The sequence below is a fragment of the [Zimmermannella] faecalis ATCC 13722 genome, from assembly GCF_000381765.1.
Lineage (GTDB): Bacteria > Actinomycetota > Actinomycetes > Actinomycetales > Microbacteriaceae > Gulosibacter > Gulosibacter faecalis.
Window position 1 is genome coordinate 74213 of the sequence record NZ_KB907084.1, and the last position, 24434, is coordinate 98646.

The 24434-nt window shown below is 68.8% G+C and carries 21 protein-coding genes and 1 pseudogene; 11 read left to right on the forward strand and 11 right to left on the reverse strand.

Annotated elements, in window-relative coordinates:
• The first annotated feature begins 6 nt into the window (after positions 1 to 6).
• From G328_RS0112390 to G328_RS15370, 4 genes are read left to right on the forward strand one after another with little or no spacing between them, the layout of a single operon-like run.
• On the forward strand, positions 7 to 1140 hold the full coding sequence (locus G328_RS0112390) for a FecCD family ABC transporter permease (RefSeq protein WP_019619674.1): 1134 nt from the start codon (positions 7 to 9) through the stop codon (positions 1138 to 1140).
• Positions 1137 to 2192, forward strand: a complete 1056-nt coding sequence (locus G328_RS0112395) for a FecCD family ABC transporter permease (protein ID WP_019619675.1) — start codon at positions 1137 to 1139, stop codon at positions 2190 to 2192. The genes G328_RS0112390 and G328_RS0112395 overlap by 4 nt, the downstream gene beginning before the upstream one ends.
• Complete coding sequence (locus G328_RS0112400) at positions 2192 to 3037, forward strand: ABC transporter ATP-binding protein (protein ID WP_051082916.1); 846 nt, start codon at positions 2192 to 2194, stop codon at positions 3035 to 3037. Before G328_RS0112395 ends, G328_RS0112400 begins: the two co-directional genes overlap by 1 nt.
• Complete coding sequence (locus G328_RS15370) at positions 3034 to 4053, forward strand: LLM class flavin-dependent oxidoreductase (RefSeq protein WP_019619677.1); 1020 nt, start codon at positions 3034 to 3036, stop codon at positions 4051 to 4053. Before G328_RS0112400 ends, G328_RS15370 begins: the two co-directional genes overlap by 4 nt.
• Positions 4054 to 4084: 31 nt before the next feature.
• Here G328_RS15370 and G328_RS0112410 read toward each other — a convergent pair whose 3' ends face one another.
• The 7 genes from G328_RS0112410 to G328_RS0112440 form a co-directional block, all read right to left on the reverse strand.
• Positions 4085 to 4612, reverse strand: a complete 528-nt coding sequence (locus G328_RS0112410) for an aminoacyl-tRNA deacylase (RefSeq protein ID WP_019619678.1) — start codon at positions 4610 to 4612, stop codon at positions 4085 to 4087.
• Positions 4613 to 4656: 44 nt separating this feature from the next.
• A complete protein-coding gene (gene efeB, locus G328_RS0112415) occupies positions 4657 to 5952 on the reverse strand; it encodes an iron uptake transporter deferrochelatase/peroxidase subunit (RefSeq protein WP_019619679.1) in 1296 nt (431 codons plus the stop codon).
• A gap of 69 nt (positions 5953 to 6021) precedes the next feature.
• On the reverse strand, positions 6022 to 7233 hold the full coding sequence (efeO, locus tag G328_RS0112420) for an iron uptake system protein EfeO (protein WP_019619680.1): 1212 nt from the start codon (positions 7231 to 7233) through the stop codon (positions 6022 to 6024).
• Positions 7234 to 7281: 48 nt separating this feature from the next.
• Complete coding sequence (gene efeU, locus G328_RS0112425) at positions 7282 to 8202, reverse strand: iron uptake transporter permease EfeU (RefSeq protein ID WP_019619681.1); 921 nt, start codon at positions 8200 to 8202, stop codon at positions 7282 to 7284.
• 165 nt (positions 8203 to 8367) lie between these two features.
• On the reverse strand, positions 8368 to 10947 hold the full coding sequence (locus G328_RS0112430) for an esterase-like activity of phytase family protein (protein WP_019619682.1): 2580 nt from the start codon (positions 10945 to 10947) through the stop codon (positions 8368 to 8370).
• A gap of 147 nt (positions 10948 to 11094) precedes the next feature.
• Complete coding sequence (locus tag G328_RS0112435; protein WP_019619683.1) at positions 11095 to 11874, reverse strand: amino acid ABC transporter ATP-binding protein; 780 nt, start codon at positions 11872 to 11874, stop codon at positions 11095 to 11097.
• A gap of 10 nt (positions 11875 to 11884) precedes the next feature.
• On the reverse strand, positions 11885 to 14155 hold the full coding sequence (locus tag G328_RS0112440) for an ABC transporter permease subunit (protein WP_019619684.1): 2271 nt from the start codon (positions 14153 to 14155) through the stop codon (positions 11885 to 11887).
• Positions 14156 to 14513: 358 nt separating this feature from the next.
• Between G328_RS0112440 and G328_RS0112445 the strand changes: the two genes are divergently transcribed.
• Positions 14514 to 14795, forward strand: coding sequence for a DUF1540 domain-containing protein (locus G328_RS0112445; protein WP_019619685.1), 282 nt, complete (start codon positions 14514 to 14516; stop codon positions 14793 to 14795).
• A 213-nt stretch (positions 14796 to 15008) separates the two neighbouring features.
• On the opposite strand, the gene G328_RS0112450 is transcribed toward G328_RS0112445, so the two are convergent.
• On the reverse strand, positions 15009 to 15851 hold the full coding sequence (locus G328_RS0112450; RefSeq protein ID WP_019619686.1) for a hypothetical protein: 843 nt from the start codon (positions 15849 to 15851) through the stop codon (positions 15009 to 15011).
• A gap of 191 nt (positions 15852 to 16042) precedes the next feature.
• Between G328_RS0112450 and G328_RS0112455 the strand changes: the two genes are divergently transcribed.
• Positions 16043 to 17128 (forward strand): flavin-containing monooxygenase, encoded by a 1086-nt coding sequence (locus tag G328_RS0112455; protein WP_019619687.1) that lies wholly within the window; start codon positions 16043 to 16045, stop codon positions 17126 to 17128.
• A gap of 78 nt (positions 17129 to 17206) precedes the next feature.
• Here G328_RS0112455 and G328_RS0112460 read toward each other — a convergent pair whose 3' ends face one another.
• Entirely contained in the window at positions 17207 to 18475 is a 1269-nt protein-coding gene (locus G328_RS0112460; protein ID WP_019619688.1) for a YibE/F family protein, read from the reverse strand.
• Positions 18476 to 18639: 164 nt separating this feature from the next.
• On the opposite strand from G328_RS0112460, the gene G328_RS15375 reads away from it, so the two are divergent.
• The 5 genes from G328_RS15375 (at position 18640) to G328_RS0112485 (ending at position 23581) form a co-directional block, all read left to right on the forward strand.
• The gene (locus G328_RS15375; RefSeq protein WP_019619689.1) at positions 18640 to 19191 is read left to right on the forward strand and encodes a TetR/AcrR family transcriptional regulator; all 552 of its coding nucleotides are present in this window, start codon (positions 18640 to 18642) and stop codon (positions 19189 to 19191) included.
• Positions 19192 to 19363: 172 nt separating this feature from the next.
• Positions 19364 to 20632, forward strand: a complete 1269-nt coding sequence (locus tag G328_RS0112470; RefSeq protein ID WP_019619690.1) for an ABC transporter substrate-binding protein — start codon at positions 19364 to 19366, stop codon at positions 20630 to 20632.
• A gap of 2 nt (positions 20633 to 20634) precedes the next feature.
• The gene (locus tag G328_RS0112475) at positions 20635 to 21792 is read left to right on the forward strand and encodes an ABC transporter ATP-binding protein (protein WP_019619691.1); all 1158 of its coding nucleotides are present in this window, start codon (positions 20635 to 20637) and stop codon (positions 21790 to 21792) included.
• 1 nt (position 21793) lies between these two features.
• Positions 21794 to 22720 (forward strand): ABC transporter permease, encoded by a 927-nt coding sequence (locus G328_RS0112480; RefSeq protein WP_019619692.1) that lies wholly within the window; start codon positions 21794 to 21796, stop codon positions 22718 to 22720.
• A gap of 9 nt (positions 22721 to 22729) precedes the next feature.
• Positions 22730 to 23581: an ABC transporter permease gene (locus G328_RS0112485; protein ID WP_019619693.1), complete on the forward strand. Its 852-nt coding sequence runs from the start codon at positions 22730 to 22732 to the stop codon at positions 23579 to 23581.
• A 34-nt stretch (positions 23582 to 23615) separates the two neighbouring features.
• Here the strand turns inward: G328_RS0112485 and G328_RS15380 are convergent, their stop codons facing one another.
• Positions 23616 to 24206: an IS30 family transposase gene (locus tag G328_RS15380; protein ID WP_187325762.1), complete on the reverse strand. Its 591-nt coding sequence runs from the start codon at positions 24204 to 24206 to the stop codon at positions 23616 to 23618.
• Positions 24207 to 24283: 77 nt separating this feature from the next.
• A pseudogene (locus G328_RS16885) lies at positions 24284 to 24397 on the reverse strand (hypothetical protein); the annotation flags it as partial.
• Between the last annotated feature and the right edge of the window lie 37 nt (positions 24398 to 24434).

A 24434-nucleotide genomic window follows, 5' to 3' on the forward strand; every position in this document is an offset into this window, starting at 1 on the left:
CGTGCCGTGGTGTCCACACAAGATTCCGACGCACCGAACCCAGACGGCCAAGGCCCGGCCGCCCAGGGCCCGGCCAACCACGACGCAGGCCGCACGAGCCCGCTCGCCCGAACCCGCCGCAGCGCGCCCGGCAGCGGTGCTGCCACGAAGCATCCGGGCCGCTGGCTCCTGCTGATCGGCGTGCTCGTCGTCGGGCTTTTCCCCGTCTCGCTCGTCGTCGGCACGGTCGACGTCTCGTTCGCCGACGCCTGGAACGCCTACTTCGACTTTGACGCGACGAACACGAGCCACCTGCTCGTGCGCGAGGTGCGCATGCCCCGCACCGTGCTCGCGATCATCATCGGTGTCGCGCTCGGCGCCGCGGGCGTCGTCATGCAGGCGATTACCCGCAACCCGCTCGCCGAGCCTGGCCTGCTGGGCGTGAACGCCGGCGTCACCTTTACGGTCGCGGTCGCGATCGCCTACTTCGGCTTCGGCACGCTCACGGCGTCGATGGTCTTCGGGTTCCTCGGCGCCGGGCTCACGGGCGCCGCCGTCTACGTGCTCGGCGGCGTGCACAAGGGCGCGAGCCCCGTGCGGCTCGTGCTCGCGGGAGCGGCGGTCAACGTCGTACTGCTCGCGAGCACCCGCATCATTCTCGTCAACGTCGACACCGACGTCTTCGACCGGTTCCGCACCTGGACCGTCGGCTCGCTCGAGGGCCGCGGCGTCGAGCTGCTGCTCCCCACGGGCGGCGCCGTGCTCGTCGGTTTCCTCATCGCCTTCGCGCTGTCGGGCGCGCTCGACGCAAGCGTGCTCGGCCAAGACCTCAGCCGCGCACTCGGCGCGAACCCGACGGTCGTACTCTCGTTCGCCGCGCTCTCGATCATCGTCATGTGCGGCTCGGCGACCGCCGCCGCCGGCCCCATCAGCTTCGTCGGGCTCACAGCCCCGTTTGTCGGGCGGCTCCTCGTCGGCCTCAACCACCGCAGGCTGATTCCCGCGACCGCGCTCATCGCCGCCGCGGTCGTGCTCGTCGCCGACCTCGCGGGCCGACTCATCGTGCCCTCGGGCGAGATCGGCGTCGGCATCATGGTGTCGCTCATCGGCGCGCCGACCTTCATCGCCATCGTGCGCCGACGGAAGATCGCCCAGCTATGAGCCAAACGACCCCGGCCCGCCTCGTCAGCGGGCGCCCCGTGCGCCTGTCGCACGCATCCCTGCTCGTCCACCCGCGCGCGGTCACGGTCACCCTCATCCTCCTGCTCATCGCGCTCGCCCTCGCGTCGCTCGCGATGACGCTCGGCAAGGTCGGCGTGCCGCTCGACGACCTGCTGCCCTCGATGTTCGGGTTGTCGGAGGAGCGCAAGCACAACTCGGTCGTGCAGAACATCCGGTTCCCCCGCGTGCTCGCGGCGCTCGCGGCGGGCGCCGCGCTCGGGGTCTCGGGCGCCGTGTTCCAGTCGGTGTCGCACAACGCGCTCGGCTCCCCCGACATCATCGGACTCACGACGGGCGCCGCGACGGGCGCGATCAGCCAGATCATCTTCTTCCAGGCTGGCCCGATTCAGGTGACGATCGGCGCGCTCATCGGCGGCGTCGGCACGGCGCTCGCGATCTACCTGCTCTCGCTGAAGGGTGGCGTCACGGGCGGGTTCCGCCTCGTGCTCATCGGTATCGGCGTCGGTGCGCTCCTCTCGTCACTGAACAGCCTCATGATCGTGCGCGGCGACGTCGACAACGCCTTCACCGCGAACGTGTGGATCTCGGGCTCGCTCGACGACATCAAGTGGGCGCAGGCACTCCCGGCCTTCATCGTGACGCTCATCGTCGTGCCGCTCGTGGCCCTCGCGGCGCAGCGCGCGACGCTGCTCGAGATGGGTGACGACATGGCCCGCCAGCTCGGCGTGCACGCCGAGCACACCCGGCGCATCCTCATGCTCCTCGCCGTCATCCTCGCGGGCGTCGCGACAAGCGCCGTCGGGCCGATCACGTTCATCGCGCTCGCCTCGCCGCAGCTCGCGAAGCTGCTCACCCGCTCGAAGACATTCTCAGTGTTCAGCGCCGCCGCAATGGGCTCGTGCCTGCTCATGATCGCGCACGTCGTCACCGCCGTGCTCCCGGTCAGCGTCAACCTCCCGATCGGGCAGGTCACGGGCCTCATCGGCGGCGTCTACCTCGCCTGGCTTCTCACGCGTTCGAAGCAACTCTGATGTCGCATCCCACACCCAACGAAGGACTCCACCCCACCGTGTCTGCCGCAACCCCTATCCTCCGAGGCGACGACCTCTCGCTCTCGTACGAGGAACGCCTCGTCTCGGAGCACCTCAACGTCGAGATTCCCGAGGGCAAGGTGACGATCATCATCGGCCCGAACGCGTGCGGCAAATCGACGATGCTCCGCGCCCTCTCGCGGCTGCTCGCCCCGAAGCAGGGGCACGTGTACCTCGACGGGAAGGATGCGCACCGGCTGCCGGCGAAGGAGTTCGCGCGCCGCCTCGGACTGCTCCCCCAGCAGTCGAACGCGCCCTACGGCATCACGGTTGGCGATCTCACGGCACGCGGCCGCTACCCGCATCAGAACCTGCTGCAGCAGTGGACCGTCGACGACGAGGCCGCCGTCGAGCGCGCGCTGCGGGCGACCGACCTGCTCGACCTCGTCGACCGGCCCGTCGACGAGCTCTCGGGCGGGCAGCGCCAACGCGTGTGGATCTCGCTGCTGCTCGCCCAGGACCCGCCGGTCATGCTGCTCGACGAGCCGACGACCTACCTCGACATCGCGAACCAGCTCGAGGTGCTCGAGCTCTGCCAGCGCCTCAACCGCGAGGAGGGCCGCACGATCGTCGTCGTGCTGCACGAGCTCACGCTCGCGGCACGGTACGCCGACAACCTCATCGTGATGCGCTCGGGCGAGATCGTCGAGCACGGCCCGGCCCGCGAGGTGCTGACGGAACGCCTGCTCGAGGACGTGTTCGGCATCACCTCGCACATCATCGACGACCCGGTATCGAAGCGGCCCCTCGTGATTCCGATTGAGAGCGTCAAGGCGCGCGTGTGACGCCGCTCGCGGGGCTCTCGCTTTCGCCGACCTGGCTTCGCGGTGACGCGTGGCGGGATGCGCCGGAGCGGGCCCGCGAGTACGTCGCGGGCGCCGGCGCGGTCGCGGTCGCCCGGCGCGCCGAGGACGCGGGCTGGGACTACCTCCTCAAGCCCGACGTGCCCGAGCTCCCGCTCGACCGCGTGGGCCGCGGCCCCGAGTTCGTCGGCCCCGACCCGCTCACGCTCATGAGCGTCATCGCGGGCGCGACCGAGCGCATCCGGCTGTTCCCCACCTGCTCGACGACGTTTTCGCGCCCGTATCAGCTCGCGCGGGAGCTGCGCTCGTTCGACGCGTTGAGCGGCGGTCGCGCGGGCTGGAACGCCGTGTGGTCGCTCGCGGGCCACGGCAACTTCGGCGTCGAGCTCGACGGCGACGCGCAGGCGCGCCTCGCGGCCGCACACGCCGCGCTCGAGGTGCTACACGAGCTCTGGGCCGGCTTCGACGATGCGGCGCTCGTCGCCGACGCGGGAACCGGCGAGTTCGTGCGCGTGGCGGGGCTCACCGCGGGCGCGGCGCAGGTCGCCGCGGGCGTCGCCGGGCCGCTCACGCTGCCCGGGCGCCCGAGCCTGCCGATGCTGACCGCGGGTGGCTCGCCGCAGCTGCTCGAGTTCGCCGCGCGCTGGGCGGATGCGGTGTTCGCGGCGACGCCCGACGCGCGGGCGGCGCGGGCGGTCGCCGACGACCTCGCGCGGCGTGCCGAGGCCGCGGGTCGACCAGCGGGCGCGGTCGGCCCGCATCCCGGCGTCATCGTCTCGGTGCGTGAGGGCGGCCCAGCGCCTCTGCCCTCCGCCGACGGGGCCGGCGCCCGCCACTTCGTCGCGACGGGAACGCCAGCCGACGCGTCCGAGCGCATCGCGGAGTTCCTCCACGATGCGGGTGTGCCCGGCTTCATCGCGTTGCCGTTCGGCGGCTGGGAAAGCCTCGAGCGCACCGTCGACGAGGTGCTCCCCCGCGTTCGCGAGCTGCTCGGTTAGCTCCCGCGGCGGGGCCCGCTACGGACGGGGCTCACTCGGCGAAGGCCGGGTCGGGGTCAGTGATGTCGACGCGCGTCGCGCCAAAGTGCGCGAGCAGGTCGTCGCCGTCGAGATAGATCGCCACAGAGTGTGCGCCGCCGCCAACCGTGATCGGGCCCGGTTCGACGAGCGCGTCGGCGACAACGTCGAGCGGCGTCGCGGTGCCAAACGGGGTGATCGTGCCGCGGGCGAAGCCGGTGACGGCCTTCGCCTCCTCGGCCGACGGCATCGCCGCCTTGTTCACGCCGAGCACGCCCCGCAGCTTCGGCCACGAGATCACGCGGTCGCCCGGCACGAGCACGACGTGGTACTCCCCCGTGCCGTCTTTCACGACCATCGACTTCACGATCTGGCGCGGCGTGACCCCGCGCATCCGTGCCGCCTCCGCGAGCGACGACGCGCGGCCGTGCTCGCGCACCTCGTGGCGGACGCCCGAGGCGGCAACGGCGGCGACCGCCGGGTTGTTCGCTGGGTCGAGATCGGGGTTGCGGTCGAGGGCAGGGTTCGGCGCAGAGGTCATAGTGAAGTCGACGCCCGAGCCCGCCCGAGTATTCCCGGGCGCCGTCAGTCGCCGAAGAGCGCGGCGCCGGCGTAGCTCCCCTCGGTGAGGACCGGCGGCACGGCCCACACCCCGCTCGCGACGTGGCGAATGTACTCGTTGAGCAGGTCGCGCGAGAGGTTCCGCTGAATGTCGATGAACTGCTGCGGGTCGCGCTGAAAACAGATGAACAGGAGCCCCGCGTCGAGCCGCCCGAGCTCGTCGTTGCCGTCGACGTAGTTGTATGCACGGCGCAGGATGCGCGTGCCCGAGTTCTGTTCGGGATGCGCGAGGTGCACGTGCGATTTCACGTCGATGAGCGGTGCGCCCGCGGCGTCGGTCGCGGCGAAGTTCGGGGCAGTGAACTCGTCACCACCGGAGAGCGGCGCCCCCTCGCCCTTGTCGCGCCCGAAGATCTGCTCCTGCTCGCCGAGCTGCACGCGATCCCACGACTCGATGATCATGCGAATGCGCCGCATGATCATGTACGAGCCGCCCGTGAGCCAGTCGGGGCCGTCGCCGGGCTGCACCCAGACGTGATCGTTCGACGCCTGCGTGTCTTCGACCATGATGTTGCTCGTACCGTCTTTGAAGCCGAACAGGTTGCGCGGCGTGGCCTGCGCCCGGCTCGTCGAGGCGGTGCGGCCGAAGCCGAGAGCGCTCCAGCGCAGGGTCGCGGTGCCGAACGCCATGCGCGTGAGGTTGCGAATCGCGTGCACCGCAACCTGCGGGTCGTCGGCGCACGCCTGCACCGCGAGGTCGCCACCCGAGATCGCGGCCGAGAGGTCGTCGCCGGCGAACGCGGGCAGCGGCGCAAGCGCGTCGGGGCGCTGCGACTTCACGCCGAACCGGTCGTTCCCGTCGGCGTCTTCGAATATCCCAGGCCCAAACCCAATCGTGATCGTGAGCCCTGACGGCGGCAGCCCGAGCGCTTCGCCGGTGTCGTCGGGCGGCGCGTATTCCGAGCCGCCGACGGCGCCCGATGCCGACACGTCGAGCCCGAGCTGCAGCCGCGAGGCGGCGTAGCTCCACCTCTGCAGGAGGTCGATGAGGTCGTCGCGGCTCGCGTCGGCGTCGAGGTCAAAGGCGGCGAAGTGCACCCGGTCTTGCATGGGGGTCGTGATGCCGGCCGGATGCTCACCGAAGAACGGATACGTCGACGCGGCGGGCTGCGATTGGTCGGCGATCGTGGCGCCGAGTCGCGCGCCCGCACCCGCCGCGAGCAGCCCCATCGCGCCGCCCGCCGCGAGCGCGCCGAACAGCCCGCGGCGGCTGACGCCGTGGGCGGCTGGCGGTTCGGGATCCTGGTCGTCGTGGGGCATTCGGTGATTCGTGGTGGTGGTGGGCGATGCGGGCTGGGCCGGGGCTGCTGTCCCGGCCCAGCGAGCACACTAGCCGAGCAGCAGCGCCGTGAGCTGCGACAGCGGTTCGGCGAGCGCCGAGACCTTGTCGCTGAGCCCCTTAATCTGCTCGTCAGTGAGGTCCTGGTAGTTCGTGAACCCCTCGTCGATCGACCCGTACTCGGCGAGCTCGGCGTTCAGCTCTTCGAAGCCGGCGTCGATGTCGGCGACGAGCTGTTCACCCTCGTCGCCCTGCGCGAGCGCCATGTCGCGCACAATGCCGTACGCGACCTCGGCGCCCTCGACGTTCGCCTGGAAATCGGTGAGGTCGGTACCCGACCACCAGTCTTCCTCACCGCTGATCTTGCCGGTCGCGACCTCGTCGAGCAGCCCGATCGCGCCGTTCGAGATGTCGCCGAGCTGCAGCTCGAAGTCGTCGGAGGTCACGAGGTCGTTCAGCTCACCGATGTCGGCGAGCAGCTGGTCGCCGAGCTCCTGACGCTCGGCGTCGGTCGACGGCGCCCAGCCGTCGAGCGCGTCGGTGTCGTCGGAGTTGAGGTCACCGTCGGCGGGCGGCCAGAGGTCCTTCTCGATTCGGTGGAAGCCGGTCCAGTCGAGGCCCTCCTCGCGCGCATCCACCTCGCGGTAGTCGATCTTCGGGTCGAGGTCGCCGAAGGCCTCGGCGGTCGGCTCGATGCGCTCGTAGTAGACGCGAGTGCTCGCGAACAGGTCGCGCGCGGTCTCGTCGTCGCCCGCGACGTAGGCGGCAACGAACTCCTCGGCGGCGGGCACGAGCTGTGACACCTGGTCGCGCACGTACGCCTTGTAGTTGTCGATCGCGGTCTGCTGTTGCTCGGCCTCGTCGCCCGTCAGCTCGACGCGCTCGCCCGAGACGGTGAACTCGGTCTGCCCGACGTTCTCGCCGATCATGCCGGGTTTGCAGGCGGTGAAGTAGCTGCCGGGCTGCGCCGTCACGGTGAGGGTTCGCTCGGTGCCGGGGGCGATGTTCTCGACCTCGCCGACGATGCGCAGGCCGTCGTCGGCGAGCAGGTAGAACTCAGTGACGCGGTCGCCGTCGTTGGTGACGTTGAACGTGAGCGTGCCGGCGGTCGCCTCGGCCGCGCCGACCGTGCACTCGGTCTCGGTGCTTGAGACGGTGATCGCCTCACCGGCGCCGTCGGTGCCGGCGTTCGGCACGCAGCCGGTGAGCACGAGCGCGAGCGCCGCGATGCCGGGCACGAGCCCGATTCGTGATTTGGGCATGGGGTTCCTGTTCTGCTCTGAGTGGGGAGGAGGGAAGGATGCGGGCGGTTACGCGGCCTCGGGCGCGGTCGCCTTCGCGGCGGTGCGGGCGGCGCGGCGGGCGCGGTTGCGGCGGTACTGGCGGGCGAACAGCGTCATCGTGACGGCGAGGTAGATCGCCCAGGCGAGCACCGAGAGCTTCGACATGTCGGGCACGAAGCCGATCGTGCCCTTGAGCAGCGAGGCGGCGAGGCCGTCGGGCGGGATGCTCCCCGACAGCTGGAAGGCCCAGGCCTCCTGCCCGTACCAGCCGGCGAGCCAGGCGGGCGCACCGTCGGGGGCGGCCAGGTACGGTCCGGCGATGACCGCGGCCTCCTGCAGGTCGCCGATCGCGTACGCGAGCACGCCGCCCGCGAGCACGACGAGCACGACGCCCGTGATGAGGAAGAACTTCGAGAGGTCGACGCGGAGCATGCCGCGCATGAGCAGCCACGCGATCGCGACGGCCGCCACGATGCCGAGCACCGCCGAGCCGAAGCCGGTGTACCAGGCGTTGTCGCCCGTGCCGCGGGTCGTCGACCAGACGAACAGCGCGGTCTCGAGGCCCTCGCGGCCCACCGACACGACGGCGAGCACGACGAATCCCCAGCCCGAGCCCCGATCGATGCGCGCATCGATTTCGTGTTCGAGGTCGGCCTTCATATTCGCGGCCGAGGCGCCCATCCAGAACACCATGCCGGTCACCATCGCCACCGCGACGAGCGAGAGCGAGCCGCCGATGATCTCCTGCGCCTGGAACGAAAGCCCGTAGGCGCCGAACGTGAGAATCGCGCCGACCGCGAGGCTGATGGCGATCGCGATGCCGACGCCGATGGCGATGGGACGAACGAGGTCGCGGCGGCCGATGCGGCGCACATAGGCGAGCAGGATGCCGACGACGAGGGCGGCTTCGAGGCCCTCACGAAGGCCGATGAGGAATGCTCCGAGCATTGGTGGCGGTAGGTCTATCTGTCACGCGGAGGCAGCCGTGCCCAACTCAGGTAAGCCTCACCTTAGGAACTATAGAACACGCGAGGCGTGATCGTGGAGGGCGAAAACGCGAAAGTGGCCGCCCCGACCACGAGAGTCGGGGCGGCCACTTGGTGCTCGGGCGCGCTACGCCCGGTTGCGGCGGCGCAGCACGAGCGCCGAGCCCGCGGCGATGGCGCCTGCGGCGAGTACGCCGAGCAGCGTCAGGGTGCCAGCGTCGGCACCGGTGGTCGCGAGGCTGCCGTCCGCATCGTCAGCCGAACCGGATGCACCGGTTTCGGTCGGTGCGCCGGTCTCGGTCGGCGTCGCGTCGTCAGTCGGCGCAGCGGTGTCAGTCGGCGCGGCCGTGTCGGTCGGCTCCGCGCCGTCGGTCGGCTCGGTCGGCGACGTCGCACCGAAGGCCTCATCGGCGGTCCCGAGTCGCAAGAACACCGTCTCGCCGGTCGCGTCCTCGAGGCCGTCGTTGTCGGTGACGGCGTAGAGCTGGCCGTCGGCCGCGATCGTGAAGCCCTCGAGCTTCTCCTGCGTCCAGCCGTTCGTTGCCTCGAGCTCGGGCAGCACGTCGATCGCGAGCTCCTTCTCGACCGGAATTACGGCGCCGTCAGCGGCTGCGATCTCGCCGGCCGAGGGGATCTCGACGGTCGAGACCCGCTTGATCGCGGCGTTCGGGCCGTTCAGCTTGTCGCGCTCGATCACCGCGAGGGTGTTCTCGTCAACGACCGTGAGTTCCGAAAGGCCCATCCAGTCGCCCTCGGTGTCGGTCGACTCGAGCTCGTAGCCGAACCAGGCGAACTCCTCGGTCGCGGTGTTGTACTGCCCGATGCGGGTCGTGTTTTCGCCCTCGAGCGGCTCGAGCGGCGAGGCCGCCGGGTCGACCCAGAGCGGGCGCTGCACGGCGAAGTAGACGAGGTCGTCACCGTTCGCGTCGGTCGTGACGTCGACGCCCTCGAGGCCCCACTTGCCGATGTGGCTCGAGACGTCCTCGGGCAGGGCGACCTCGCGCACGACGTTGAGGTCAGCGTCGAGCTCGACGAGGAGGTTCTCGGCGCCGGTCGCGCCCTCCGAGGCGAGCCAGAAGCCGCCGTCGTCCTTCGCCGCGAGCCCCTCGATGTCGTACGAGGTGACCTCGCCGTCCTTACGCACCTCGACCGCATCCGTGATCACCGCGGGCTGCGCCGAGACGTCGATCGTGTAGATGCGGTTGTTCGCGAGGGCGGCGTCGGTCGCCGAGTAGATGATGTTCGCGTCGCTCGGGTCAGCCGCGAGCGCGCCGAGTGCCGACCAGCCGATGGCCTGACCGTCGGCGTCATCGGCCGAGATGATGCTCGGCTGCGACGGCGTCTCGTCGCCAAGCTGGTAGATGTTGATCGCGCTGCGCACGCCGGCGCCCGCGTCGTCTTCCTCGCTCGAGACGAGCAGCAGGCCACGCTCGGGCACGGGCAGGATGCCCTCGGGGCCGTTCGTCGAGAACAGCAGCTGCTCGAACTCGGGGTTCGCGGGGTCGTTCACGTTGTAGACGGCGACGAAGTTCGAGCGCTCCGAGGCGACGAACGCGTAGTTCACGCCGTTGTACTCGGCGATCGCGAGCCCCTCGGGCTCCGGGCCCTTCTTGCCGGCGCGGTCGTCGTTGTAGAGGCCGTGGCGAATCGCGAGCTGCTCGAACGAGTTGCCGGCGTCCCACTGCACGGTGCCGTCGATGCCGAACACGGTCCAGCCGCGGGTGCCGCCCTTCCAGTCGCCCTCGTTCGCGGTCGCGAGCGTGTCGTTGTCGATCCAACCGATCGCGTCGGGCTCGCGTGGCGTCTCCTCGATCGAGCCCGAGGCATCGATAACCGCGTCGTCCTCGGTGTCGAAGCCCGATGCGGTGACGTTGCCCGTGCTCCACGCGTCGGTGACGGTGCGGGTCGCAAGGTCGATGATCGCGACGCCGTTGTTTTCCTGTAGCGTCACGGCGAGCACGTTCTCGTCGTTGATCGAGACGTACTCGGGCTCGGGGTCTTCTGGCGTGTCGAGACCGGCGGCGGCCATGACCTCGATCGGCGCCCCCGACTCGTCGACGAGGTCGATGCGCTCGGCCTGCCACTCGGCGGCGTCGCCCGTGAGGTCGATGACCGACACGAAGCCCGCGGGGAGCTGCGGGAGGCCACCGTCGACGTCCTCACGCTCCTCATCGCGCTGGTTCTCGATCGCGATGGCGGCGTACTGGCCGTCGCCCGAGATCGCGATCGAGTCGGGCTGCCCCTCGAGATCGATCGAGGCGACGCGCTCGCGGTCGCTCACGCGGAGCACGTCGACGCGACCCTTCGGGTGCTCGAAGTCGCCGCCCGTCTCGTCGATCACGACGAGCACGTAGTCGCCGATCGCCGCCACCGAGGTGGGCTGGTCATCGGCGTGGCCGAGCTCGGCGAGCGAGACGGTGCCGGTGCCGACGGGCGCGTTCGGGTCGCTCACGTCGACGAACCCGATGCGCTGGCCGAGCGCGTCGGTGTAGATCATCGTCTGGCCGTCGGGCGTGATCGTCGAGATCTCGGCGACGGTCTCGTCGGCCGGGTCGACGCCCTCGGGCACGTTGAGGTAGACGGGATACGTGGCGGTACGCGTGAACGCCGAGTCGGCGGCGAGGGCGGGTCCGGCGGCAGCAAAGCAGCTCAGGGCGAGGCCCGTGGCGGCGAGTGCGGCGACCGGAGCGATGCGACGGATGCGCATGGGGCTCCTTTGCGAAGATCAACGAGTGTCGCCGGTCACTGTTGTCGCCCGAGGGAAACGCGATGCGACCTCCGGGTAAACGCCGAGGGCCGGCGGCGGGTGTCGCCCCACCACCGGCCCTCGCGCGTATCCGAGCCCTTAGAGCACCTAGAGCACCTTCGAGAGGAAGTCCTGCGTGCGGGCCTCCTTCGGCGAGTCGAAGAGCACCTTCGGGTCGCCCTGCTCGACGACCTTGCCTTCGGCCATGAACACGACGCGGTCGGCAACCTCGCGGGCGAAGCCCATCTCGTGGGTCACGAGCACCATGGTCATGCCGGATGCGGCGAGGTCACGAATAACCTGCAGCACCTCCCCCACCATCTCGGGGTCGAGCGCCGAGGTCGCCTCGTCGAACAGCATGATCTGCGGGCTCATCGCGAGCGCCCGAGCGATCGCGACGCGCTGCTTCTGGCCGCCCGACAGCTGCGCGGGGCGCGCATCCGCCTTGTCGGCAAGGCCGACGCGCTCGAGCAGTTCCTTCGCGCGCTTGCGGGCATCGGCGCGCGACATCTTCTTCAGCTCGGTCGGCGCGAGCGCGACGTTGTCGAGCACGGTCATGTTCGGGAACAGGTTGAAGTGCTGGAACACCATGCCGATGCGCTGGCGCACGCGGTCGAGCGCGGCGCCCTTCGCGGTCGCGATGTTCTCGCTCGTGATGTGCACCTCGCCGCTCGTGACGTCTTCGAGCCGGTTGAGGCAGCGCAGCAGCGTCGACTTGCCCGACCCCGAGGGGCCGATGACGGCGACAACCTCGCCGTTCTCGATCTCGAGGTCGATGCCCTTGAGCACCTCGTTGCTGCCGAACGACTTGTGCAGGTCGTGCACCTGAATGGGCGGCACGTCGGCCGTCGTCACGGGCTTCGTGTAGAGCGAATCGTTGTTAGTCATGAGTGTCGCCTTACTTGTTGAGCTTGCGGTCGACCCAGTTGCTCAGCACCGTGAGCAGCCAGATGACGATGAAGTACATGAACGCGACGACGATCCAGATCTCGAACGAGCGGAACGTCGAGGCGATCACGATGCGGCCCTGGTAGGTGAGCTCGGCGAAACCGAGCACCGAGAGCAGCGACGTGTCCTTCAGCGTGATGATGAACTGGTTGATGAGGTTCGGCGTCATGATCTTGAACGCCTGCGGCATCACGACGCGACGCATCGACGGGCCCCAGCCGAGGCCGAGCGAACGCGCCGCCTCCATCTGGCCCGGGTCAACCGCCTGCACGCTGCCTCGCACGATCTCGGTGATGTACGCACCCGCGTTGAGCGAGAGCGTGATGACACCGGCCGTGAGCGCGTCGAGCGTGACGTTCTGCCCCAGGAACTGCTGGAAGAAGGCCGGCACACCGAAGTAGAAGAAGAACGCCTGCACGATCACCGGGGTGCCACGGAAGATGTTCACGTACGCGCCAGCGAGGCCGCGCAACAGCCAGTTGCCCGAGAGCTTCAGGATGCCGAAGACAACACCGAGGATCATCGCGAAGACGATCGACAGCAGCGTCGCCCACATCGTGAAGCCGAGACCTTGCAGCAGCGACGGCATGGCGGCAGCGACGAGCTCGAAGAACGACGTGCCCGAGGATTCCTGCTCGCTCGCGAGGTAACGGTCGAGGATCTGCTGGTAGGCGCCCGACTCCATCGCTTCCTGCAGGCCCGCGTTGAACATCTCGATGAACTCGGCGTTCTGGCCCTTCTGCACGGCGACGCCGTAGTCGGCGCCCGGCTCGGGGTCGGTCACGATCTTCAGCGGAACGTTGCCCGACGCGATGCCGTACTGCAGCACCGGCGCATCCTCGAAGGCCGCGACCGAGTTGCCGGTCGCGACGTCGTTGTACATGTCGGCCGAGTCCTGGAACGAGTTGAGCTCGAAGCCAACTTCCTTCGAGAGCTCCTCGGCGAAGGCGTAGCCCTCGGTACCGGTCTTCACCGCGACGGTCTGCCCCTCGAGGTCGGCGTACGACGAGATGTCGCTGTCTTCCGAGACGGCCATCTGCACGCCCGACTCGAAGTACGGGTCAGAGAAGTCAAACGTCTGCTTGCGCTCCTCGGTGATGCTCATGCCGGCCATGATCGCGTCGGCCTGGCCCGAGTTCACCGCGGCGAGCGCGCCGTCGAAGCCGATCGACTGAATCTCGACCTCAAAGCCCTGGTTCGCGGCGATTGCCTTGAGCAGGTCCATGTCGATGCCGACCATCTCGCCGTTGTACTCAAACTCGAACGGGGCGAAGGTCGTGTCGGTCGCGACTGTGAACTTGCCGTTCTCGACGGGGGTGTCGGTCGCGAAGTTCGGGTTGTCGGGCAGCTCGCCCGGCTCGCCGGGGTTGAGCTGCTCGTTGCCGAGCGCGGCCGCACCGTTGCCGATCGTCGCCGCGTCGGGCGCGTTCTCGCCGAGGTACTCGTCGAGGATGTCCTGGTAGGTGCCGTCTTCGATAACGTTCTTCAGGCCCTCGTTGAAGGCGGTGACGAGCTCGGGGTTCTGGCCCTTCTGCACGCCCATGCCGTAGCTCGAGGCCTTCTCCTGGTCGGTGGCCGTCTTCAGGCCCGAGTTCCCGGTCGCGATCGCGTAGGCGAGGATCGGGTAGTCGTCGAACACGGCAACCGAGTTGCCCGACGTGACGTCGTTGTACGCGTCGGCCGCGTCCTGGAAGCCCGTGACCTCGAAGTCGTAGTCTTCCGCAAGCTGCTCCGCGAAGTCGTAGCCCTCAGTGCCGGTCTTCGCCGAGACCGTCTTGCCCTCGAGGTCTTCGTAGCCCGCGATCGAATCGTCGCCCTCGGCGACGGCCATCTGAATGCCCGAGTCGAAGTAGGGGTTCGAGAAGTCGAACGACTGCTTGCGCTCATCCGTGATGCTCATGCCGGCCATGACCGCATCGGCCTGGCCCGACTGCACCGCCTGCAGTGCGCCGTCGAAGCCGAGCACCTGAATGTCGACGTCGAAGCCCTGGTCTTCGGCGATGGCGTTGATCAGATCCATGTCGATGCCGACGAGCTCGCCGCCCTGTTCGAACTCGAACGGCGCCCACGTCGTGTCGGTGGCGATGACGAACGTCTGGCCCTCGACGGCGCTCGGCTCGTCGACCGACTGGGCGTTCGTGCCGGTGATCGCCTGCGCGGCACCCGCCGCAGTGCCGACCGTGAGCAGCAGTACGAGCAGTACCGCGAGGGTCGAAAGCACCGGATTCCGATGGTGACGCCACCTGTCAAGTCGTTGCTGGAACGATTTCATTGTCTTCCTCTGGTCTTCGTTGACCCCAGGTTGTGAAGTTGTTGATCACTCACTGGGAATTCACGGTGCAATCCTAGGCGGTCGCGCGCGCCCGGTGGAGGGATACGCGGCATCGAGCGCCGATCGTGACCCGCACGGCGCCGGGGCACGACGGCTGCGACTTTGAGCGAGTTTGTCTAGCCGACGGACGGCGCATTCAAATACCAGGGCAGCCTTACCTAGCTGGAATTGCAAAAAGAATGGGCATAGCTTTTCAGTATTCGGCGCGAGATATCCGATTCGCGCACTTGCATGGAAGGCGATTCCAATGACGCAACTCACCGCGATTCAGACCTGCAGCGCAACCGCCTGCTCCTACAACAACGGCGGCTGCACGGCGGCTGGCATCACGGTCGGCGGCACCGGTGACACCGCCAGCTGCGCGACCTTCATCACCCTCGACGCCCGCGGCGGCCTGCCCGTCGCCGACTCGCACGTGAGCGCCTGCCAGCGCCTCGAGTGCGTGCACAACACCGACCTCATGTGCACCGCTGCCGCCGTCGCCATCACGGGCGACACCGCGAACTGCGCGAGCTACGAGGTCGCGTAACGCGCCCGGGGTATCGCCCCGCGTATCCGTTTCGAGAACGCGTCGAGCACACCGCTCGGCGCGTTCTCGCGTTGCATCACAAAATTCGCCGCAATTCGACCCGAAATATAGGTAAGCGTTACCTGAATTCTTTCTGCGGGGGTTCTGCTGGCGATATTCAGTTCTCACCGAATACGCGGTGGCGGCCCGCGAATTCGCGAACGAGCGGAAAGACTACGCGGCGGCCGTGATGTCAATGTCGAGGAGCGACGAGATCTTCGTGCGCAGCTCGGCCTCGGTGCGCGCCGTCTCGTCGAACGGCGCGAAGAGCACGAGTGTGTCGTCGACACCGACGTGCATGAGCGTGAGGCCCGACTGGTCGACGTCAACGACGAACGTGCGGTTCATGACCGGCGCGCACGGGTCGGTCGTCTCGCGTCGCGAGAGCGTGACGCCGTCGAACCATCCCTCGGCGAGGCCAGCGGCGAACATGCCGAGGCGGTCGTCGTCGGCCATGAGGCAGAGCTCGGTCGAGATGTCGTCGACGCGCTGCGCGAAGAGTGCGTCGCAGGTGCGGTGGCGGGCCTGCAGCTCCGCGAACGGCACGGCCGTGATGCCGTTGCTCGTGTGCGTGACGACGCGGTCGGTCGTCACGATGCCGAGGCGGCCGCCGGGCTGCGAGGCGAGGTCGACGATGTGGGCGGGGAGCAGGACATCGCGGAACGCGACATCGGCCTCGGCCATCGTCAGCCAGTCGAGAATGCCAAGCAGGTGGCTCGTCGCCGAGATGATGCGCACATCGAACTCGGGCGACTCCTTCATGAAGTCAACGCGCACCTCTTCTTGCTCGCCGGTGCGGAACGCCGAGTGCACGTCGGGGTGCTCGAGGTTCGCGGCGACGACGAGGGTGCCGTCGCTCGCGAGGCCGTGCGCAACTGCGTGCAGGTGGGGCTGCTCTTCGGCGCTGTACGCGACGATCGTCGCGCTGCCTGCGCCGGTGAGAATGCGGTGGGTGAGTGAGATCGCCCGGTTGTCGAGCAGTTGCTTTGTCTGCGTAGACTCCGAGACGTTCTTCATGCGTATCCTTCGCTGACCCTGGGACAAGTTAGTTAGTACAGCCTAACCTACGCCGACCGGCCCGCGCGATGCCGGTGACGTCGCGCAGCTCGCTCCGGGCATAATCCGACCGCCGTTGCGTTACTTCTCATGAAATCATTGCCCGTCAGGAAGTATCGCTCGCGGGGTATTGCGAGCGCCGAGGAGTCGTCGTGTTCGAGGTCGTCGTGATCGGTGCGGGCCAAGCCGGCCTCACCGCTGCGTACTGGCTGCAGCGCCGGGGCCTGCGCCCCTGGCGCGATTTCATCGTGCTCGACCGCAACCCCGGCCCCGGTGGGGCCTGGCGCCATCGCTGGCCCGCGCTCACGCTGGGGCGCGCCCACGGCATCCACGACCTCCCCGGCCTGCCGCTCGGCGAGGTCGACTCGTCGACCCCGGCGAGCGAGCTCGTCGCCGACTACTTCGAGCGCTATGAGCGCGAGTTCGGGCTGCCGGTCGAGCGGCCGGTGCGCGTCGACACCGTCGAGCCCGAGGGGCCCGGCGAGGATGCGCCACTCATCGTGCGCGCTGGCAAACGGAGCTGGCGTACCCGCATCGTGATCTCGGCGGCCGGCACGTGGACCAAGCCGTTCGTGCCGCACGTACCCGGCATCGAGTCGTTCCGCGGCCGACAGCTGCGCACCGTCGACTTCTGGGATGCCGAGGAGTTTCGTGGGCAGCTCGTCGCCGTCGTCGGGGGCGGGCTCAGCGCCGTGCAGTTCATTCTCATGCTCGAGCAGGCGGGTGCCGAGACGGTGTGGTCAACGCGGCGCGACCCCGACTGGGTCGACGACCCGTTCGACGAGCGCTGGGGCGTCGCGGTCGAGCAGCGGGTGGATGCCCGCGCGAGCGCAGGCCTCGTGCCCCACTCGGTCGTGCGGAACACGGGCATCCCGCCCTGGCCCGAGTATCTTGCCGCGCGCGATCGCGGCCGGTTGGTGTCGGACGGGCCGATTGCGCGCATCCGCCCCGACGCCGTGGAGTTCGCGAACGGCCGCGTCATGCCGGTCGACGCGATCCTGTGGGCGACTGGGTTCCGCGCCGACCTCGATCACCTCGCGCCGCTGCGGCTGCGCGAGCCCGGCGGCGGCATCAAGACGCGCGACGTCGTCAAGGTGGTGCGCGATCCGCGAGTGCTGCTCGTCGGCTACGGCGCCTCGGCCTCGACGGTCGGCGCGACCCGGGCGGGCCGCCGTGCCGCCCTCGCGGCCCTCGCGCGCATCCCCGCCCGGGCCCCCATCCAGGCCCTCGCCACCTAACCGGCTTCCCTCAGTTGAGATTTCCCTCAGTTGAGTGGACTGAGGGTTTGAGGGGTGGGCGAGAGGGGATGCGCGGGGTCACCAGACGGCGCGGTCGGCGTCGAAGCGGGGGCGGCGCTCCACGGTGCTCGCGAGCATCGCCGCGATCCCGGTCGTGAGCGGAATCGCGAGCACGAGCCCGATCGACGCGACGAGCGTGCGGAACACCTCGGCGCCGATCTCGCCCGACGTGATCGTGTCGAGGAACCCGCGATCGATCGTCGCGGCGACGAGCAGGATGGGCAGGGCCGACCCGATGTACGCGTACGCGAGCGTGTAGACGGTCGAGGCGATGTGGTCGCGACCGATGCGCATCGCCGCGGCGAACACCTTCCACCGCGACTCCCCCGGCATCGCGGCGCGCAGCTCCCACGTCGCCGACGCCTGCGTGATCGTGACGTCGTTGAGCGCACCGAGGCTGGAGATGATGACACCGGTGAGGAACAGCCCGCTGAGCGAAATGCCCGGCTGCGTCGTGAAGAGGTGCTGCGCGTTCTCATCGTCGGCGCCGGTCATACCGGCTGGCCCGCTCGCGAGCAACGCGAGCAGCAGCGTGAACCCGATGCCCGCGCACGTGCCGATGACGGCGGTGGTCGTGCGAATCGAGATGCCGTGCGCGACGTACACGCTCGGGAAGATCATCGCTCCCGCGGCGACGAGCGCGACGAGGGTCGGGTTCGCGCCCGAGAGCAGCGCCGGCACGAGGAACCACGCGACCACGGCGACGCCAGCGCTCAGGCCGAGCACTGCGCGCAGCCCGCGGCCGCGGGCCACGAGCGCAACGACGAGCAGGTAGAGCAGAAAGAGGATGCCGAGCGGCAGCTTTCGCTCGTGGTCGAAGTAGGCGTACGTCTGCCCGGTGGGCGCCTGCGCCGTCGGGGCGTCGGTCGCAGCGGGGTCGGCGGCGCCCTCGTCGACGGCGCCGGGGTCAGCAGCACCGGGGTCGGCCGCACCGGTGAACGAGAGCACGCGAATCCGGTCGCCCGCGCGCATCCCGCTCAGCACATCGGCGGTCACCTGCACCTGGATCGACTCGCCGGCGATGGGGTCGGATACGCCGGTCGCGGTGACGATCGCGCTCTGCGGGTCGGTGGGCACGTCGTCGACGGTCGCCTCGAGCAGCTCGACGCCCGGGGCGAGCAGCTGCGCGCGCGGCACCTGGGAAGCGCTCGGCCAGAGGGCGACGACACCGACGATCGTCGCAAGCAGCAGCGCCACGGCGATCGCGCCGAGGGTGATGGTCGAGGCGCGGGATGCGGCGGTCGCCTGCTCACCCGTCGTGTGCACGTGCGTGTGGGAGGTGCCCATGCGGCGATCCTAGGGCCGCACGAGCGCGGGCTGGCATTGCCTCGCCGCGGGGCCGTGGACCGGCTGGCGGGAACCCGAACGATAGCGAAGAACCGACCGGCCGGTACACTCGTCGCAACCGCGCCCCAACGTCGTCGCGCGGTCGTCGCCAGGAAGGAACGGTCATGCCACCGAAGGCCACGAATCGTCGCGTCGAGTTCATCGACACCTACCGCGAGCTCGTGCTCGAGCTCGGCGAACGGGGCGCGACGCTCGACGCCGTCGCGAAGCGCGCGGGTGCTTCGAAGGGTGGGCTGCTCCACCACTTCCCGTCAAAGGCCGCGCTGATCGACGCCCTCTGCGAGCGGTTCACCGACCTCGTCGCCGCCGATATCGCGGGACTCCCCCGCAGCGGCCTCACTGCGGCGCAGTGGTACCTGCAGACCTCGAACGACACGCGGTCGCCCCTCGAGCGAACGATGGCGGCGCTGATTCGGCTCGCCCCGACAAACGAGCAGACGGTGCACCGCGTGTTGCGCCGCGCCCGCGAGCAGTGGTTCGCGATGGTGCTCGACGACGTGGGCGACGAGTCGCTGGCCCGCGCCGTCATTCTCCTCGGCGACGGCATCGCCTACCACATCGACACGTATGGCGAGAAGGGTTCCGAATTCACGAGCCCCGAGACGGCGGCGCGGATGCTCGACTACGTCGCGCAGCTGCGGCGCGACGACCGTTGAGATATACCGACCGGTCGGTGTAGTCTCGGGGCAATCGAATCGACGCCGAGGCGTCCGTAATCCCAACCTCACCCCGGCACGAACCACATCCGCGACACCGACGTCGCGGCTCGTGCCACCAGCGGCGAGGGCGGGGAGCGCACCCTGAGGCGTCCTGCAACCAGGAGCCGACATGTCTCGTGACTTCGCATTTCCCGACGCCGACGCCCCTCGTGATCCGGTCATCGATTCCCTCGTGCGCATGAGCCGCCAGGCCGCGGGCACCGGCCTCACGCGCCGCTCGCTGCTCGCCGGGGCCGGCGCCGCGGGCATCCTCTCGCTGCTCGCCGCGTGCGGCACCGGCGGCACGACGCCGTCGGGCGGGGGCCAAACCGGCGGGGCGCTGAGCCCCGCAACCGACCTCTCCGACACCGAGAAGCTCGTGCGCTGGTCGAACTGGACCCTCTACCTCGACTACGACGACGCGACCGGCACGTATCCGACCCTCGAGAAGTTCATTGAGCAGTCGGGCATCGACGTGACGTACACGGAAGACATCGACTCGAACGACTCGTACTTCGGCAAGTACCAGAACCAGCTCTCGAACGGGCAGGACATCGGCGCCGACGTCATGACGCTCACCGACTGGATGGCCGCGCGCCTCATGCGCCTCGGCTACGTGCAGGAGCTTAACCACGACAATATGCCGAACGTCACGGCGAACATGCTGCCCGAGTACATGAACGCGACGTTCGACGAGGGCCGCAAATACTCGGTCACCTGGCAGGGCGGGTTCACGGGCCTCGCCTGGAACAAGGAGCAGGTGCCGAACGGCCTGCACACCCTCGACGACCTCTGGGATCCGCAGTACAAGGGCCGCGTGATCGTGCTCGACGAGATGCTCGACACCATGGCGCTGCTGCTCATGGCGAACGGCGTCGACATCGCGAGCGACTGGGGCGACGACGAGTTCGACGACGCCCTCGAGGTGCTGAAGAAGCACATCGCCTCGGGCCAGATTCGCCAGGTGAAGGGCAACTCGTACAAGGAAGACCTCATCTCGGGCGACGCGGTCGCGGTGCTCGCCTGGTCGGGCGACATCACGCAGCTCAACTTCGAGAACGGCGACCGCTGGGACTTCGCGCTGCCAGAGTCGGGCGGCGACCTCTGGGCCGACAACTTCCTCGTGCCGATGGGTGGCAGCCACACGAAGAACGTCGAGACGATGATCGACTACTACTACGAGCCCGCCGTCGCCGCCGAGGTCGCGGCCTACGTGAACTACATCTGCCCCGTCGAAGGCGCGCGCGAGGAGATGGAGAAGATCGACCCCGAGCTCGCCGAAAACGAGCTCATCTTCCCCACCGAGGAGTACCTCGCGAACTCGCAGACGATCCGGCCGCTCACGCCCGAAGAAGACTCGAAGTACAACCAGATGTTCCAGCAGGCGATCGGAAACTAGCCATGACGTCGACCGAAACCCGCACCCGCGACACCGGCCGCGACGCCGGCGGTTCGACCCTGCACCTCGAGCAGCTCGAGAAGCACTACGGCGACTTCACGGCGGTGCACCCGCTCGACCTGCGCATCCCCGCCGGCGAGTTCTTCGCGCTGCTCGGCCCGTCGGGCTGCGGCAAAACGACGACCCTGCGGATGGTCGCGGGCCTGGATGCGCCGTCGGCCGGTTCGATTCGCATCGGCGACGACGAGATCACCGACCTGCCGGCCCACAAGCGGCCCGTGAACACGGTGTTCCAGTCGTACGCTCTGTTCCCGCACATGTCGGTGCTCGAGAACGTCGCGTTCGGGCTGAAGCGTCGCCGGATCGGCGACTGGAAGGCGCGCGCGCAGGAGTTCCTCGAGCTCGTCGAGCTCGCCCACCTCGCCGACCGCAAACCGGGCCAACTCTCGGGCGGACAGCAGCAGCGCGTCGCGCTCGCGCGGGCGCTCGTGAACAAACCCGAGATTCTGCTGCTCGACGAGCCGCTCGGCGCCCTCGATATGAAGCTGCGGCGGCAAATGCAGACCGAGCTGAAGCGCATTCAGACCGACGTCGGCCTCACCTTCGTGCACGTCACGCACGACCAGGAGGAAGCGATGTCGATGGCCGACACCGTCGCGGTCATGAACGCGGGCCGCATCGAGCAGCTCGGCGCCCCGCAGACGCTCTACGATCTGCCGCGCACCGCGTTCGTCGCGAACTTCCTCGGCCGCTCGAACCTCATGCCAGGCCGTGTCGTCGGCCGGCACGGCGAGCACCTCGAGGTGGATGCGGCGGGTCACCGCCTGCTGCTCGACCCGGCGCGCGCGGCCGCCGACTCGGGCGACGTGCTCGTCGGCATCCGACCCGAGAAGCTCGACATTCTCGAGGCCCGCCCCGGCGACCACGCGGCGCCGACGGGTGAGAACACACTCGCGGGCACCGTCACCGACACTGCGTTCGCCGGCATGTCGAACGAGTACCGCGTCGAGGTGCCGGGCCTCGGCAACTTCTCGGTGTTCGCGCAGAATCGGGGTGCCGCGACGCTGCGCCCGGGCGACGCCGTCACGCTCTCGTGGAGCCCCGAGCACGCGTTCGGACTCGACGGGCGCGAAGACGCCGAAGCGGGCGAGGGAGCGTAACGTGGCTCGCACCGACCCCGACTCCACCACCGCAATCGCGGTGCGCTCCGGCGGGCAGGTGCGCCCGCCCCGGCCCCGACGCGCGGGGTACGGCCTCGTTACCCCGGGCATCCTGTTCCTGCTCGTCTTCTTCGTCGTGCCGGTCTTCACGCTGCTCGCGACCTCGCTATACGTGAAGCCGCCGGGCGCCGACATCGGGCAGTTCGCGCCGGCCCTCGAGTTCGGCAACTACGCGATCGTGCTCGGCGATTACTGGCCAGAGCTCATTCGCTCGTTCGGCTTCGCGCTGATTGCGACCGTACTCTGCCTCGTCATCGGGTACCCCATGGCCTACCTCATCGCGGTGCGGCTGCGCGGGCACGGGCTGCTCCAGGGCATCCTGCTCGTGCTGCTCATCGCGCCGTTCTTCACGTCGTTCGTGCTGCGCACGCAGGCGTGGCGGCAGGTGCTCGCCGACGAGGGGTTCGTCGTGCAGACGCTGAAGGTGCTGCACCTCATGCCGCAGGAGGCGACACTCACCGCGACGAGTTTCGCCGTGGTCGCGGGCCTCACGTACAACTTCCTGCCGTTCATGGTGCTGCCGATCTTCGCGAACCTGCAGGCGCTCGACGGCCGGCTGCTCGAGGCGGGCCGCGACCTCTACGCGAACGGCTCGACGGTGTTCCGCACCGTGACGTTCCCGCTGTCAGTGCCGGGCGTGCTCGCGGGCACGCTGCTCACGTTCATCCCCGCCGCGGGCGACTACGTGAGCGCCGCGATCCTCGGCAACAACCGGAACACGACGATGATCGGCCAGGTGATCGAGTCGCGGTTCATGCGGGTGCTCGACTACCCCGGCGCGGCCGCGCTGTCGTTCATCCTCATGCTCTCGATTCTGCTGCTCGTTACGCTTTACGTGCGGCGCTTCGGCACCCGGGATCTCGTGTAGGAGGCGGCGATGGCTACGAATACTCACGGAACTGGCGCGCGAATCGGCGCGGCGATCGGGCGCTGGGCGATTCCGGTGCTCGGCGGTGCCGCATTCCTCTACCTGCTGCTGCCGATCGCCTACATCTTCATGTTCTCGTTCAACGAGCCGGCGCGCACGAACCTCACGTGGCGCGGGTTCACGCTCGAGAACTGGGCGAACCCCTGCGGCGCGCCGGGCGTGTGCCAGTCGGTCGGGGTGTCGCTGCAGATCGGCCTCGTCGCGACGCTTATCGCGCTCGTGCTCGGCACGCTGCTCGCGTACGGGCTCGACCGGTATGCGTTCAAGTTCCGCGACGCGACGGGCTTTCTCATCTACCTGCCGCTCACGACGCCCGACGTCGTGCTCGGCGCTTCCCTGCTCGCGTTCTTCCTCAATGTTGGGCTCGAGCTCGGGTTCTGGACGATCGTGATCGCCCACTCGGTGTTCTGTATGTCGTTCGTGATCGTGACGATTCGGGCGCGCATCGCGACGCTGAACCCGGCGATCGAGGAGGCGGGGCGCGATCTCTACGGTTCGCCTGCGCAGGTGTTCCTGCGGGTGACGCTCCCCCAGCTCATTCCGGGCATCCTCGCGGCGGGCCTGCTGTCGTTCGCGATGAGCTTCGACGACTTCATCATCACGAACTTCAACTCGGGCACGGTCGAGACGTTCCCGAAGTTCGTGTACGTCGCCGCGGCCCGAGGCATCCCGGCCGAGGCGAACGTGATCGGCTCGGCGATGTTCCTCATCGCGGTACTCGTCGTCGTCATCGGCCAGGTCGTGCCGTGGCTGCGCAAGCGCCGAACGGCCCGCGCCCTCGCCTCTACTAGTACCAGTTGAGTGGTCTGAAGTTGCTGTTTTGAGCGTGGCGGTGTCAACCGGTGGATGCAACAAGGAGCTGGTTGAGGCGTTTGGCTGGGGTGTCGTAGTCCAGGGTCGGGCGGGGTCGCGTGTTGAGTTTGCGCGCGACCACGTCCAGATCCTGCTGCGTGTACCCGGACAGGTCGCTGCCCTTTTTGAACCAATGCCGTAACAACCGGTTCGTGTTCTCGTTCGATCCGCGCTGCCAGGGCGAGTGCGGATCCGCGAAATACACGGCCTCGACCAGCTCGGTTTCGATCCGCCGGTACTCCGCTAACTCGGTTCCTCGGTCCCACATGATCGATCGACGTAAATGCTCCGGCAGATGCCGCATCTGCCGGAGCATTTGCGTTGCGACCTGAGCCGCGGTGTGCCCGTTCGGCAGGTGTAGCAAGATCACGAACCGGGTCGTGCGTTCCACGAGCGTGCCAATCGCGGACTTGCTCCCTGGCCCGACAATCAGATCGCCTTCCCAATGTCCCGGCACGGCACGGTCGTCGACCTCGGGCGGGCGTTCACTGATCTTGAACGCGTCCGCATACACCGCTCGTCCCCGCAGGTCCGTGGACGAGCGCGACTTGCGGTGGGTGCGGCCCAGCGACAACTGTTTCGCCAGGTCCTGCCGTAACCCACCACGGACCGGTCCCGGCCGATATCGGCCGCGATCCGGGACTGAGTGCGCCCGTCCCGGATCCCGGCCTGGATCACGACGCGTTCTTCGAACGACAAGCCCCGCCCGATCTCGTCGTGCTCGATCGTGAACGGGGCGTAGTCGCGCAACTCGATAGCGGTCATCCCGACATACTTCCGCCGCCACCTGGCCGCGGTTTGG

Excerpts from the sequence above, each read along its gene's own strand:
- G328_RS0112475 (WP_019619691.1), top strand. The coding sequence starts at position 20,635 with ATGACGTCGACCGAAACCCGCACCCGCGACACCGGCCGCGACGCCGGC.
- G328_RS15375 (WP_019619689.1), top strand. The coding sequence starts at position 18,640 with ATGCCACCGAAGGCCACGAATCGTCGCGTCGAGTTCATCGACACCTAC.
- G328_RS0112395 (WP_019619675.1), top strand. The coding sequence starts at position 1,137 with ATGAGCCAAACGACCCCGGCCCGCCTCGTCAGCGGGCGCCCCGTGCGC.
- G328_RS0112430 (WP_019619682.1), bottom strand. The coding sequence starts at position 10,947 with ATGCGCATCCGTCGCATCGCTCCGGTCGCCGCACTCGCCGCCACGGGC.
- efeU (WP_019619681.1), bottom strand. The coding sequence starts at position 8,202 with ATGCTCGGAGCATTCCTCATCGGCCTTCGTGAGGGCCTCGAAGCCGCC.
- G328_RS0112460 (WP_019619688.1), bottom strand. The coding sequence starts at position 18,475 with ATGGGCACCTCCCACACGCACGTGCACACGACGGGTGAGCAGGCGACC.
- efeB (WP_019619679.1), bottom strand. The coding sequence starts at position 5,952 with ATGCCCCACGACGACCAGGATCCCGAACCGCCAGCCGCCCACGGCGTC.
- G328_RS0112470 (WP_019619690.1), top strand. The coding sequence starts at position 19,364 with ATGTCTCGTGACTTCGCATTTCCCGACGCCGACGCCCCTCGTGATCCG.
- G328_RS0112410 (WP_019619678.1), bottom strand. The coding sequence starts at position 4,612 with ATGACCTCTGCGCCGAACCCTGCCCTCGACCGCAACCCCGATCTCGAC.
- G328_RS0112400 (WP_051082916.1), top strand. The coding sequence starts at position 2,192 with ATGTCGCATCCCACACCCAACGAAGGACTCCACCCCACCGTGTCTGCC.
- G328_RS0112450 (WP_019619686.1), bottom strand. The coding sequence starts at position 15,851 with ATGAAGAACGTCTCGGAGTCTACGCAGACAAAGCAACTGCTCGACAAC.
- G328_RS0112485 (WP_019619693.1), top strand. The coding sequence starts at position 22,730 with ATGGCTACGAATACTCACGGAACTGGCGCGCGAATCGGCGCGGCGATC.
- G328_RS0112445 (WP_019619685.1), top strand. The coding sequence starts at position 14,514 with ATGACGCAACTCACCGCGATTCAGACCTGCAGCGCAACCGCCTGCTCC.
- efeO (WP_019619680.1), bottom strand. The coding sequence starts at position 7,233 with ATGCCCAAATCACGAATCGGGCTCGTGCCCGGCATCGCGGCGCTCGCG.
- G328_RS0112435 (WP_019619683.1), bottom strand. The coding sequence starts at position 11,874 with ATGACTAACAACGATTCGCTCTACACGAAGCCCGTGACGACGGCCGAC.